Source organism: Pseudidiomarina insulisalsae (genome assembly GCF_003987065.1).
GTDB classification, from domain to species: domain Bacteria; phylum Pseudomonadota; class Gammaproteobacteria; order Enterobacterales; family Alteromonadaceae; genus Pseudidiomarina; species Pseudidiomarina insulisalsae.
In genome coordinates this window covers 32,370-45,727 of sequence record NZ_PIPY01000010.1, presented here as the reverse complement: position 1 = coordinate 45,727, position 13,358 = coordinate 32,370, and the positions used below count along the sequence as shown (strand labels likewise).

11 protein-coding genes are annotated in these 13,358 nt (G+C 51.6%); 3 read left to right on the top strand and 8 right to left on the bottom strand.

Annotated features, from left to right (window positions below; all coding sequences use genetic code 11):
- Nucleotides 1–10 precede the first annotated feature (10 nt).
- The 4 genes from CWI71_RS09915 to CWI71_RS09900 all read right to left on the bottom strand — a co-directional run bounded on the left by CWI71_RS09915 (nucleotide 11) and on the right by CWI71_RS09900 (nucleotide 5,370).
- The gene (locus tag CWI71_RS09915; RefSeq protein ID WP_126755111.1) at nucleotides 11–2,143 is read right to left on the bottom strand and encodes a TonB-dependent receptor; all 2,133 of its coding nucleotides are present in this window, start codon (nucleotides 2,141–2,143) and stop codon (nucleotides 11–13) included.
- Between the two features lie 113 nt (nucleotides 2,144–2,256).
- A complete protein-coding gene (locus CWI71_RS09910) occupies nucleotides 2,257–3,555 on the bottom strand; it encodes an erythromycin esterase family protein (RefSeq protein WP_126755110.1) in 1,299 nt (432 codons plus the stop codon).
- Between the two features lie 34 nt (nucleotides 3,556–3,589).
- Entirely contained in the window at nucleotides 3,590–4,735 is a 1,146-nt protein-coding gene (locus tag CWI71_RS09905) for a hypothetical protein (RefSeq protein ID WP_126755109.1), read from the bottom strand.
- Nucleotides 4,736–4,740: 5 nt separating this feature from the next.
- On the bottom strand, nucleotides 4,741–5,370 hold the full coding sequence (locus tag CWI71_RS09900) for a protein-L-isoaspartate(D-aspartate) O-methyltransferase (RefSeq protein ID WP_126755108.1): 630 nt from the start codon (nucleotides 5,368–5,370) through the stop codon (nucleotides 4,741–4,743).
- Nucleotides 5,371–5,575: 205 nt separating this feature from the next.
- On the opposite strand from CWI71_RS09900, the gene CWI71_RS09895 reads away from it, so the two are divergent.
- The gene (locus CWI71_RS09895; RefSeq protein ID WP_241967702.1) at nucleotides 5,576–7,150 is read left to right on the top strand and encodes an amidase family protein; all 1,575 of its coding nucleotides are present in this window, start codon (nucleotides 5,576–5,578) and stop codon (nucleotides 7,148–7,150) included.
- On the opposite strand, the gene CWI71_RS09890 is transcribed toward CWI71_RS09895, so the two are convergent.
- The 3 genes from CWI71_RS09890 to arcC form a co-directional block, all read right to left on the bottom strand.
- Nucleotides 7,116–8,000, bottom strand: a complete 885-nt coding sequence (locus CWI71_RS09890; protein ID WP_126755107.1) for a patatin-like phospholipase family protein — start codon at nucleotides 7,998–8,000, stop codon at nucleotides 7,116–7,118. The two genes, CWI71_RS09895 and CWI71_RS09890, sit on opposite strands and share 35 nt — an antisense overlap.
- A 7-nt stretch (nucleotides 8,001–8,007) precedes the next feature.
- Nucleotides 8,008–8,709 carry a tetratricopeptide repeat protein gene (locus CWI71_RS09885; protein ID WP_126755106.1) on the bottom strand — a complete coding sequence of 234 codons (702 nt, stop codon included), beginning with the start codon at nucleotides 8,707–8,709 and terminating at the stop codon, nucleotides 8,008–8,010.
- Nucleotides 8,710–8,837: 128 nt separating this feature from the next.
- Complete coding sequence (gene arcC, locus CWI71_RS09880) at nucleotides 8,838–9,740, bottom strand: carbamate kinase (protein WP_126755105.1); 903 nt, start codon at nucleotides 9,738–9,740, stop codon at nucleotides 8,838–8,840.
- A gap of 186 nt (nucleotides 9,741–9,926) precedes the next feature.
- On the opposite strand from arcC, the gene CWI71_RS09875 reads away from it, so the two are divergent.
- Complete coding sequence (locus CWI71_RS09875) at nucleotides 9,927–11,018, top strand: zinc-binding metallopeptidase family protein (protein ID WP_126755104.1); 1,092 nt, start codon at nucleotides 9,927–9,929, stop codon at nucleotides 11,016–11,018.
- On the opposite strand, the gene CWI71_RS09870 is transcribed toward CWI71_RS09875, so the two are convergent.
- Nucleotides 11,015–11,755, bottom strand: a complete 741-nt coding sequence (locus tag CWI71_RS09870; RefSeq protein ID WP_126755103.1) for a proteasome-type protease — start codon at nucleotides 11,753–11,755, stop codon at nucleotides 11,015–11,017. The genes CWI71_RS09875 and CWI71_RS09870 overlap by 4 nt on opposite strands.
- Nucleotides 11,756–11,905: 150 nt before the next feature.
- On the opposite strand from CWI71_RS09870, the gene CWI71_RS09865 reads away from it, so the two are divergent.
- Complete coding sequence (locus CWI71_RS09865; protein ID WP_126755102.1) at nucleotides 11,906–13,357, top strand: circularly permuted type 2 ATP-grasp protein; 1,452 nt, start codon at nucleotides 11,906–11,908, stop codon at nucleotides 13,355–13,357.
- Nucleotide 13,358: the final 1 nt, after the last annotated feature.

Here is a 13,358-nt window from a genome sequence, read left to right as displayed (position 1 = left end):
GCCCCTACTTTTAAAAATGGTAAGTAAAACCTAAGTTCGCGGTCGCGCCTTTACCTTTCACACTATATCCGGTGCCATACCGGAAGGCTTGGGCACGTGCAGGGAAGTAATCACTGTTGAGGACATTTTCAATCCCCAGGAACAACTCCCAGTTAGCTAACTCGTAACGTGCGGAAAGGTTCACAACATCATAGTTTTCGATGGGCCCCTGATCGCCACTATAGAAACCTTCCAAATTGGGCTCAAAGCGATCACGGTCGAATACATGTAGCCAGTTAACGCTTAATTTAAGACCTTGCGGTAAATGATATCGTACTGATGTACTCAATTTTGGCGCACTTATTTGTCGCGCACCCAGATACTCATCGTTTTCAGTATCTTTACCCTCGGTATACCCATACGCTGCGATGAGCTGCCAGAAATCATTAAGACGGTAGTCCACCGTCGCTTCATAGCCCCAGATTTCCTGCGGCGCGCGCACCGGTCGGTAGATACCGCTTGTCGGATCGTACTCGCTTCGCGTGCCTAATTCTGAAGTACTTCTGAACGCCGCTAAAGTATAATAAAGGCGCTGCCATTCGCCGCTCAGACCGAGCTCGTAATTTTTAATAATGGAGGCCTCGCTGGCGATCAGAGATACATCTGTGACGGTTGCCGTCCGCATCAGCAGTCCTAAATCAGGAACCTCGAATCCCTCAGAATAACTGATATAGGGTGAGAGCCCTGAATCACTGCGATAGCGTAGTCCTATGTTGAAAGTCGTTGCCGCATAATTCATTTCACCGCCATCAACCATCATGGGCGTTGAGCAGGTTTGTGCGGTACGACATACCTTCAAGGTTTCATAGTCGTCAACTGCTACTGCTATATCTTCGTGCCGCACTCCTGCCTTCAGTGTCCAGTCATAACCGAGGTCCCATTTGGTCTGCAGGAATAAAGCTGTCGACTGCATATCCATTTCAGGTACCCAAATACGTCCATCCAGCAACGGCTGCGAGGTGACATCCTCGAGTAAATCAATGCCATAAATTAAGGTCGAAGGAACATTCATAACCTCAAGTTGGCTTGTGAGTACAGAGCGTACGCCCAACTTCTCAGATAAAATAGCGGACTGACCGCCCTCGTAACCCGCCTCAGGATTGCCCAGGGTGGGTGACCAGAAGAAGACGTTGTCGATGGTCTGCGCGTAAGCATCCAACGTCCATGCTGTGTTAGCAAATAGGTCGCGGTCCTCGTATTTAAGCATCAAATTCGAGTTCCCTTCGGGGCCCTGAGGTGCTCCCCGGTTACTCTCACCCTCAGTCAAAGGCACTGCGTAGGTTTTTTCCCCAAGATCGATGATTCCCGATACATCTTTATAGTCGGCGTTTTGGTCGGAATCGTAGAAGTTATAAGTCAACTGCACAGATTTTTCGGCGTCTATGGCATAGGTCAGCTTGGCAAAGATATCGCGCTGCGTACTATCTGACAGGCCATATTGCAGCCCCAGAATGTCGCCGTCAGCATCACGCTGTACGCCGTAGTTTTCCTGCGAGAGCTTCAGGACAAAACCTAAAGCATCGCGCGAGCCATGCGCTGATAGTACCGTGCGATAGCCAAGACTATCTTCGGTTTCGACCAGACTTGAATGTAGGGCTTGTGTCAGTGAGAACTGGACAGGCTCGGCAGTTGGCTTTTTGGTAATATAATTAATTACCCCGCCGGCAGCGCCGTTACCCCAAATGGAAGTGGCACCGTTGAGAACCTCTATTCGCTCTATCGCGGCTGGGTCAAGGGTACGGATGCCAAGCGCTCCGTTGCGTAATGGCGTATCCTGGGGAACACCATCGATCATAATGAGCATGTTTCGCCCACGTAAGGTTTGTCCAAAATTACTCGTACTGCCGGTAGCGGGCGCCATCCCCGGGACCACAAAGGACAGTAACGACTGTAACTCAGAACTGGTATTCAGGTTTTCTTCAATCGTCTGCTGATCAATGACGGTAATACTCGCAGGTACTTCGTCAAAGCTCTCGATAATACGACTGCCAGTGACCGTAATTCTTTCTAAGGATTGCTCCGCTAAGTTGTCCTTAGCGAGTGCAGGAGACAGAACACAGGTACTCAAAATAGCGCAGGTTAACTTGCTAAAAGAAGGGCTCATATCTTTATCTTTAATCCAAAAGTTAGGGTTAGCTACTGATATGAGCCGGGATATTAAATCGCTTTTTTGTAAATGACAATCATTATCATTGAGCGAGTGACATATGCCCCCTTTTAGAGTGCAAACGGATAGGTATCAGGGATAGTCTCAGAGTCTGCTTTAATATCGAGAGCGTGTAGCGCCCGACTCGCTGCAAAGAAAATGAAGTGATCGTAGCGCTTGGGAATCACGGTGGGAACGTAATTACCATAACGTTCATGCCGTGGATTATATACTACGCCGACGGCCCGATGGGCGATACGCCGCAACAAGGCATCATGCCTGGCCAAGTCGGCTGAGTTCAGGTAGAACTGCTCGCCCGCCCGGTTACACAAGTCTTCCCAACTACCCTCGCGGGCAGCCGGTAAGTCCATCTCGGCCATTGGGGCACCCCATGAGCTACCCGCCATGACACTGCCCTCATAACTGCCGAAACCCACCAACGCGACTTGCTTATTGCCATATTCTTCACGCGCCAACTGGCCAATATTAAACAGTCCCTGCGTACTCATATCGGTAAAAGTAGCGTCGCCAATATGGGTATTATGGGCCCAGACAATACCTTTCGCATCGCGCCCGTGAAATGCCAGCAGACGATTCAATGTGTCCATCATGTGGCGGTCGCGTAAATTCCAGGTGGACTCTCCGCCTCTGGCCATGATGCGATAGTAGCGCTCTGCGTTTTTACTTACATGAGCGTTTTGCTCAGCGCTTAACGCCTCCTCACGATCAGAATTATAGGTGGGGGCATTACGACGTACTTCGGCTAACAACCGGGTGACTTCATCGGCACAACCCTCAGGTACCAGTTGCGTCGAGAGTGCATACCGCTGACCATCTTCATCGCGGTAGGGTTCGAAACAACGCATCGCATCTTTGGCCGCTTCATAGGCTTGCGGGTCTTCTGTTTTCAGGTAATCCATGACCGCGTCCATTGACTCCCACAGGCTATAAACGTCCAATCCATAAAAGCCTTTTTGTTCCCCGGTACTGCGCTCCTGATTAAATCCCTTAAGCCAGCGGGCGAATTCGTAGACCTCCCAGTTGGCCCACATCCAGGTCGGCCAGCGTTCAAAGTGCTTCAGCGCGTCCGTGGTTTTTTCAGGCGCATCAGCATAACCTTTGACATGCCTGTTCAGCTCATAACAGGCGGGCCAGTCACCCTCTACTACAACGAAGTCAAAGTCATGTTCTTCCAGCAATTTTTTTGAGATGCGCGCACGCCACTGGTAGTACTCATGGGTACCGTGCGAAGCCTCACCGAGCATCACGATTTTTTTATCTGCAAGGCTTTCCAGTAAGGGCGCTAAGTCGTCTGTGCCGCTAAACTCATGCTTAGATTGCTCAATAATTTTAATCAGTGGGTCGCTCATGAACTACCTCCATGATTTTTTGGGTCTGGCGCATTCAGACACGAGTAAATATTTCCGGCTGGCTTGATGCCAGCAAGCTAGACGCCAGGGTGACCTCGTTAATATCCAGATGATTTTGAAAACTCGAAGCCTCCTGGTTTCGGGCATCGCTCCAGAAGTCTTCAATGTCATCTGCTAACTGCCAAATTTCCGGTTCGATTTGCACTTCCACGCCATTAGCTTCAATGAAAGGTACGCTCGCTTGCAGACAGCGTAAGCCCAGCGACAAGCCGCAGTCGCGAAAAGCTAATCGCGCATGCGCTGGAGCGCCAGTATCGAAATTCTCATAAATGACTTCCAGACTTTGCTGTGCATCACGCATCAGTCGCTGGGGCTTCACGGCTGGCGGTAACTCCATAAATGCTTGTAGTTCGGTCGCCCGAACCACGTCAAGTAACAACGAGCCAGCGCCAAGCGGGTCTTCAGTTGCCCAGTGGGAACTGGCACAGAGCTCTTTCAGCCTGGCAATGTAGCCGTCAAATTCATATTTGAAAGTGCCAGTTTCAGCGAACGTCTGCATCGCGCAGAGCAAGCCCTCCAGCGGATCATGGGCACCCATCATGGGTACCAGAGGACGGGATAAGTCGATACTCATCTTCCAGTACAGCCTGTTACCGCGGCCAACTTCATTACTCATAAACCGGGCGCCAGCCAGACTTAGCTCGGCGGCCCACAGTGCTAGCTGCTCGTTGTTAAAGTGTTTGCTCGCCCGCAGCAGTGCCACAATCCAGCGGGTATGGTAATGATAGTACTGACCGTCGCGCTGCCACTCCAGCTCAGCGTCATAAGACTCTTCGGGAGTGCGCTCAAGTAACTCTTTGCCTATTCGTAAACCGCCCACCGTGGGATGCTCAAGCGCATTGTCTCCGGTGAGGCCACTAATCCAGCCCTCGCGCTGATCGTCAGCGGCAAACTGCCCTAAGTGGCAGTGCACCTGCTTGATGGTGCGCAGTGCCATCGCCTCAAATTCGCGCGCATCGAATTGGCGCTTCAGCGCGAGAAAGTTTAATGTCGCAAAAGCGTCGGTCCAGAGATAACGACGGCTACTATCTGAGGCATCCTCGGTAAGTCCGGTACGCTGCGCGAAACCCATCATGATATCGCGCGCTTGCGCCGCCTTCGTCGCATTCGCTTCGGTCATGATAGTTACTCCTTCTCGGCCAGCCCGGTCATGGGGACAAAACGTACTAACAGTAATTTCGTTTCTTCGAAGGTATCTTCCCCGGTGCGCTCCAATACCACCAGCTCCTGGCGTTCGGTACCCACAGGTGCAAGTAGTCGGCCGCCAATTTTCAGCTGCTGTTTCAGGGTTTCGGGAATCTTCGCCGGCGCAGCGGTCAGTTCGATCGCGTCAAAGGGCGCGTTCTCAGGCCAACCCTGATAACCGTCGTCATAACGGGTCTGTACATTATCAATATCAGTTTTGGCCAGATTGTTTTTTGCCAGCTCGGCCAGCCACTCAATAATTTCAATCGAGTAAACCTCGCCGGCCAGGTGGGACAGTACGGCAGCGTTATAGCCGCAACCGGTACCTATTTCGAGAACTTTATCATTGGGCTTAAGGTCCAGCGCTTGTGCCATGTAGGCCACAATGTAAGGCTGGCTAATGGTTTGTCCTTTACCAATGGGCAAAGGCCTGTCATCGTAGGTATGTTGCTGTAGTTCCTCAGGTACAAACAGCGAGCGATCCACTTCTCGCATCGCCTCAATTACACGCTCATCCGCGATATCTCTACCCTTTAGATGGCGCTCTATCATGATTTCCTTGGTGTTCATGGTTGTCACCTTTGGCATGTTTTTTTGTGTGTCGCAATCTCCAGTTTTCATGTTTGTTACTTATATGCGTCACTAAGTGTAGTCACTCAGTTTTGAATCAGCCAAATTAAATAAAACACGACCATGACTGCCTGGCTGTTTATGTGCGGTTTTTTTTCTAGTATAAAAACAAGTCGTCACTCTAAATAATAAAAAGGAACATCTCGTGATCCAGCCTTACCTCACTAATCTACGGCTTCTGATACTCGCAACGGCTTGGATCATGACCGGCTGTAGCGCTTCGGCACCACAAGCCACCGGGTCAGCAGAGCTAAGCTTTACTGATACAGCAAAAGTACAGCAGCAGTTGACTGCCGGCACCCTTACCAGCGAGGCATTGGTACAGCATTACCTGGACGCGATCGCGGCTAATAATCGCGACGGTTACGAGATTCGGGCGATTATTGAAGTGAACCCGGACGCGCTGGCGCTGGCCAGACAAATGGATGAAGAGAGGCGCCGGGGCGTAATACGCGGCCCTCTGCACGGCTTACCTGTCGTGTTAAAAGCCAACATCGCAACCGCTGATAGTCTTGCAACCACGGCTGGTGCAAGTGTCATGCAAGGTTTTATTACCGCAAAAGACGCTACGCTGGTGACCCAACTACGGCAAAGTGGCGCCATTATTCTTGGTAAAGCCAACCTATCCGAATGGGCGAATTTCCGTGGCGAGAACTCCATCAGCGGCTGGTCGGGCATCGGTGGACAAACGCGTAACCCGCATTTGCTGACCCATAATCCCTGTGGCTCCAGCTCGGGTTCGGGTGCCGCGGTTGCTGCCGATTTCACCTTGCTTGCGGTGGGCACCGAGACCGATGGTTCCATTATGTGCCCGGCTTCGGTAAATGGTGTGGTGGGCGTTAAACCAACGCGTGGCGCGGTCTCAGGCTATGGCATTATTCCCATTGCCGCAGCACAGGATATCGCTGGCCCAATGACGCGCTCAGTTTATGGAGCAGCGCTATTGCTTGACACCATGGCAACTGCCGAGGCAAGAAGCCGGTACGGAGTCTCATTAAGTAACGCAGCGCAACAAGCTGTTGAGACCGAAAAAGTTATTGTGGTCAGAGCGTTCGACGATCAGTTCAGCGGCGTTAAAAACATGGTTGACGATGTTGTACGAACTTTGAAATCGCAAGGTTTCGAGGTGGTAGAAGTCGCCCAATGGGAGCTTCCTGATGCGCTTTATGCAGCCGAATTCGAAGTTCTTCTTTATGAGTTTAAACGCGATCTAAACGCCTGGCTGGCAGAATTTGGTGCACCAGCAGCTACCATGCAGGCGGTGATTGATTACAATAAAGCGAACGCCGAACGTGAACTTGCGCTCTTTGGCCAGGAGTACTTTGAGCAAGCGAACGCCATTGATCTTGCTGAAGCAGCCGAGAGCTACCACCAGGCGCTCACTGAAGGTCGCCGCCTTGCCGAAGCGCATCTGAATCAGTACTTAAAAGGTAAGGGTGCCAGCGCCATTCTGTTGCCCTCTTATGGTCCGGCATGGCCTACCCCGCCCGCAGAAGGCGGTAGCTTCAGTTTTGGCACTTCAACCGCTGCTGCGGTTTCAGGCTATCCGTCAATTACCGTGCCTCTGGGCATGCAGGAAGGCCAGCAGGGTTCACTGCCATTAGGTTTAAGCCTGGTGGGCTTGCCCTGGAGTGAGCCGCAACTCTTTAGCCTTGCGGCTATGCTCGAAGCGAAGATTGGTGGCTTTACTGCGCCAGAGTTTCTGGTTGGCGAGCAATAGGTTGCGCGCCTGAGAGCTTATCGATGTGCTCAAAGGCGGCGCGCAAGCCGGCATTATATCCCACTTCAAGGCGCTCACGCTGACGCGTGAAGCGCCCAACCGGCATATCTTTGGGCGGCGCAATAACATGAATGGTGCAGTCTGAGGGCGGGCTATTGATAAAGTCAATCGTCGCATTATAGCGCTCGGCACGAGCCTCAATGGCATCGCAGAGCTTCGGATAGTGACTTAATAACCGACGGGTAAAGCCCAATGTACGACTACCGGTTTTCCGGTAGCCTTCGGCTCTGGAAAGAACCACAGTAATTTCCCGCGCGCCCATTTCATAAGCTTTGACCACCGGAATTGAATCAGCGACACCGCCGTCGGTCATGGCTACGCCATCAACTTCAGGGAAGTCGCGAAACGCTATCGGTATGGCACACGAGGCCGGGAATAACTGGTGCAGATTTTGTTCGGTCACCTCAATGTAACAGGGCGCGCCATCTTCAACTCGTGTGGTCACCGCGTACAGCGGAATTCTTTGTTGCAAATAGCGCTCCAGATGAAGCTCGATAGTGTCATAGGAGGTGCGCCATAGCCACTCAACATCACATAGATGGCCACCGAGCATGCCCCGAATCGGATCAATAAAATGCTTCGATTGCGCAAGCTCAGTCAGGATCCGGTAGCTTCGCTGGTAGTCACCGGTCAGATAGCCGATAAGGTTGGTTGACCCCGACGATACGCCGATAGCGAAGTCGAAGGGCTTAAATGCCTCGCGCATGAAGCCATCCAGCACGCCAGCGGCAAAAATCCCACGCATTGCGCCACCCTCAACAACAATTGACCTGTGCCCGTGACTGCTCATTAATCGCCTACCCCTGACTACGCAACTGTTTAATATACTCAAGTTCCTGTAACGCGTTGAGATCCTGCTTATTCAGCTCTAAACACTCTTTAAATTTTGCCTCGGCTTCATCAAGTTGGCCAAGTTCAATCAGGCTAAATCCCATACCTCGTTTTGCCCGCCCGAGCTCTTCAACTTTGCGGTGCTCAGGCGAGTATGCCAGGGCATAAGACTCCGCTTTAGTAAAGACATCAAGCGCACCTTTCCAGTCCCGCTTAAGGTGATAGATGTGGCCTAACTCTGCCAAATACATGGCATTTGCCGGCGACAGCTCTAACGCCTGGCGTATCAGGCGCTCGGCCTGATCAATATCGCCCTGCTCAACACTGATATAGGTTCGTAAATACAACGCATCGCCGCAGCTCGTATCAATGTCTACCGCATCCGCGCCGCTCTGGGCGGCCATCAGCATGTAAAACATCGACTCCGCCATGCCGCGGGACGCATAATAACGTTGCTCATTACCTTCCAGCTCTTTCGCACACAGTGCCAGGGCTTGATCGATCGCGCTGCCGGCTAGCTGCATGTCACCTGCCGACAAGGCTTCGACACCACGATCAAGATGTTGTACGAGAGGACTCACCTGGGAGGCAACTTCCTGCGGTTGCTGGTTCTGGGTGGCTGCACAACCCGACAGCAAAAGAGCAATCGCAATAACACTGTATTTCACTATGATAATTCCTTTTCAAGTAAGCTTTGAGGCAACACGCCAGAAGACCCCTATCCTCAGCGAGAAGAATGTCATGAGCGTACACAACACCTTATTAACAGACAAGCGAAAAAAGCAGCGGAAATGACTTATCGGATACAGGTACCAGCACGGTGCTCCAGCATGGCCAGCGCGTCGTCCAAACAGCCAATAACGCTAAAATCTCCATGCTGCGCGAACTCTGCCGCGGCTTGAATTTTTGGCCCCATGGAACCTGCGGGGGCATCGAAATTTTGCGCCTTTGCAACCGTCATATGCGCGATCGCTTTTTGCTCAGAACTGCCATAATTTTCGTAAACGGCTGCGACATCCGTCAGCAGTAATAACGCGTCGGCATCGAGTTGGCGGGCCAATAAGGCGCTCGCCGCATCTTTATCAATGACTGCTTCAACCCCATGATAGCTACCATCAGAATGCTGTACGACGGGTATACCGCCACCGCCAATGCAAATAGGGATAATCTTGTGGGCAACCAGTAACTGCAAGACTTTCAAATCAAGAATTTTCTGTGGCGCAGGTGACGGCACTACGCGGCGCCACTTGTCGCCATCTTTCGCAATCGACCAGCCCCGCTCATCTTTCAACTGCTGTGCCTGCTCCTCGTCATAAACCGGGCCAACAAACTTGTGCGGATCAGCAAAGGCGGGATCATCCTCAACCACGGCAATTTGCGTCAAAACAGTGGCGACTTCAGGTTCCTCACCTAGCTCACTTTCCAGTTCCTGCTCCAGCATATAACCGATCATCCCTTCCGACTCAGCGCCCAAAATGTCGAGCGGGAAACTGTTATTTCGGTCGTAGGCATCATTTTGTAATGCTAGCAGACCGATTTGCGGACCATTCCCATGGGTAATGACCAGGTCATGACCCGCACGCACAATTTTTACCAGCGCCTGTACCGCTCCTTTTATATTTTCTCGTTGTTTCTCAGCGGTGAGTTTTTCGCCTCTTGGCGAAACAGCATTTCCCCCTAAGGCTGCTACAACCCGCATGACGTCCTCCCCTGTTTACCGCGCACACCCGTTTAAACTTTATTCGTTTAAGCATGGTATAAACTACTGATAATGCCAGCGGCTTTCACTCCTATTAGCTTCGTTTTGCTCACGAACATGCTAAGTTAGTTGCTGAAGTAGAACTAAAAAAGATGCGTTGCTCGTAAATGTCGGGAGAACTATACAATGCTCACCTTCTCGTGCCAGTGTGGAAACACGCTTTATTTCGCTAACACTCAGTGTGTAGCGTGCGGGCGCATGCTTGGTTTCATACCCGAGGAGAATAAGCTCAGCGCATTTAACCGTGAGCAAGATGGCACCTGGTTGGCAGCACTCAATGGTAAACGCTACCGTCCATGCCAGAACTATGTCGTGCAGGATGTATGCAACTGGATGATTCCAGTGGAAGACACGGGTGAATTTTGTACCTCCTGTGCATTAACCCGAACCATTCCAAACCTTGATATACGCGGCAACCGCAGGCTTTGGGCACGCATGGAGCAAGCCAAACGGCGCTTGCTGTACACTTTGTTCAAATTGGGATTACCAGTACGCTCGCAGCAAGAAGATCCCGAACATGGTCTGGCTTTTGAGTTTCTCGAAGATCAGACCGAAGACGAATACGGGAATGAGCTTACGGTCAAAAGCTTTGTTACCACCGGCCACAACGCCGGTGTGATCACGCTCAACCTAAAAGAAGCAAGAGCCAGTGCACGCGTGCAGATGCGCGAGCAGATGAACGAGCAATACCGCACCTTGCTGGGCCACTTTCGCCACGAGTCAGGTCATTACTACTGGGACAGGCTCATCCACAACAGCCCGTGGCTGGAGGAGTTTCGGGCGCTGTTTGGTGACGAGCGGCTCGACTACACGCTGGCCTTACAAAACTACTATCGAGAGGGGCCCGCGCCAGACTGGCACAAAGTGTGGGTAAGTGCTTACGCAAGCATGCACCCCTGGGAAGACTGGGCAGAAACCTGGGCGCACTACCTGCACATGGTGGATACCCTTGAGACCGCCAGTGACTATGACTTTAGTGTCTCAGCTCATCCGGTTATTAATCCGCTTCAGCAGTTACCGCCGACGAGGCCGGAGCAAACCACGGCGCATTTTAATCAGCTGTATGATGACTGGGTGCGCTTAACCGGGATGCTAAACGCACTTAACCGCAGTATGGGACACGGCGACGCTTACCCGTTTGTCTTTTCCAGTCTGGCACTGGATAAGTTGCGCTTTGTCGACAAAGTGATCTGCGCGGCCTGTCGCAACGGCACTTAATCTTCTTTTTCCCAGTCGAACCTTGGCAGGCCTGAGAATGCCTGCCGCAAACCCTCATTCCATTGCTTTTGCATGGACTTATACATGGGGCTTAGTGCACGATATTTGTTGTGCCAGGGCTCGTCCAGGCTGTCGTTCGTGTAAATAGCGAGCTCAAGAGGCAACCCTACACTGATATTACTGCGCACTGTAGAGTCAATTGAGATCATCGCGCATCGCGCCGCATCTTCCAGTGAGGTGTCGGGAGCGATGATGCGATCTAATATGGGTTTGCCGTATTTGTTTTCGCCAATCTGCAAATACGGCGTGTCTTCCGAGGCACTAATATAGTTGCCCTGCGGGTAAATCATGTAGGCCTCACAGGCTTTACCGGCAATTTGCCCGCCGATAATAAAGCTGGCCTCCGGGCTGGCGTTACTCTTCTCCAGTGCCTGCGCATGCTGTTGCTGTTCTTTTTGGCTTAATCCGCCAATATAGCTGGCCAGATCATAGAGGTGTTTACCTTTGCGCAGATTAAACGATGCGTCAGGGTCTTCTAGATCGGATTTGATGGCGTTAACCACCGCTTGCGAAGTCGCGAGGCTGCCCGCGGTCAATAACACCACACTGCGCTCGCCGGGCCAGACAAAGCGAAACATTTTACTGTAAGTTGCCACGTAATCGACACCCGCGTTAGTTCGCGAGTCAGAGGCAAAGACCAAGCCGTTATTCACATGAATTGCCAAACAATAAGTCACTAAATACTCTCCCCGGTGAGCAAGCGAAACTTCTTCCGAATGTAGCGTATTTGCAATGCAGTTCAAAACCAAAAGCAACAGTTTTTTGTCTTTTTGACGCATTTGCCACTATCTTTAATTAGGTTAGCAGAACAACAGAGGACGTCGTGTATGACCATTCGTTGGGGAAGTTACAAAACTACCAATCTTTACGATGAACTGCTGCGAGCTGCAGGAAAGCCGCGCGCCGCAGCCGAGATTATTTGTGGCTATTTGCGCAGCCTGACCGACAATGACCTGGAAGAATTTAAGGTTGCTGCCGAGTCTGCCATACATGTCATGGGCATCAGTTTTCGGGTGTACCATGAAGATGAAGGCTCCATCGACCGTGACTGGCCCTTCGATATCATCCCGCGCATTATCGACAAGCAAGAATGGCTGCAGATTGAAAAAGGTTTAAAGCAGCGGGTGAAAGCGCTGAACATGTTTATAGACGATCTTTACAACGAGCAAAAAATTGTCAAAGACGGCGTGTTCCCCGAAGAGCTGCTGAAAAAGTCGAAGAACTTCTTACCTGAGTGTAAAGGCGTACATCCGCCATTAGGCATCTGGGCGCATATCTGCGGTTCGGACCTGGTTCGCGACAGTGACGGTACTGTGTACGTGCTGGAGGACAATTTGCGCGTACCCTCAGGGGTTTCCTATATGCTTGAAAATCGCAAGGTGATGAAGCGCGTCTTCCCGGAAATGTTTGAGCAATACAGCATTTTACCGGTAGACGATTATCCGTCTCACCTGTACGACATGCTCTCGCAGCTGTCGCCGCGCGACATCGAGCACCCGGAAATTGTTGTACTGACCCCAGGTATCTACAACTCGGCCTATTTTGAACACGCCTACCTTGCCCAACAGATGGGCGCCGAGCTGGTTGAGGGCAGCGACTTATTTGTCGATGACGATAATGTGGTTTACATGCGCACCATTGAGGGCCCTGCGCGGGTGGATGTTATTTACCGCCGTATTGATGATCACTTTCTTGACCCCGAGGTGTTTAATCCCGACTCGATGCTCGGTGTACCCGGCCTGATGCGCGCCTGGAAAGCTGGCAAGGTAGCGCTGGCCAATGCGCCGGGCTCAGGTGTCGCCGACGATAAAGTGGTTTACGCCTTTGTGCCCGAAATTATTCGCTATTACCTCAATGAAGAGCCAAGTATTCCGAATGTACCTACCTACAAGTGCATTAATAAAGAGGACCGCGATTACGTTATTGAAAATATTCATAAGATGGTGGTCAAGCCGGCCAATGAATCCGGTGGTTACGGCATGCTGATAGGTCCGCACGCGAGCAAAGCCGAGTGCGAAAAATTTAAGCGCCTGATCCGCCGCGACCCGCGAAATTATGTGGCGCAGCCAATGTTGATGCTCTCTACCGCGCCAACGCTGGTCGAAACCAAGGCTGAACCGCGGCATCTCGATCTGCGCCCCTTTATTTTAAGCGGCAAAGATATCAAGGTCACCACCGGTGGCCTGACCCGCGTTGCCCTACGCAAAGGCTCCATTGTGGTCAATTCGTCGCAGGGCGGTGGCAGTAAGGACACCTGGATAGTGGATATGGAGGCTTAAT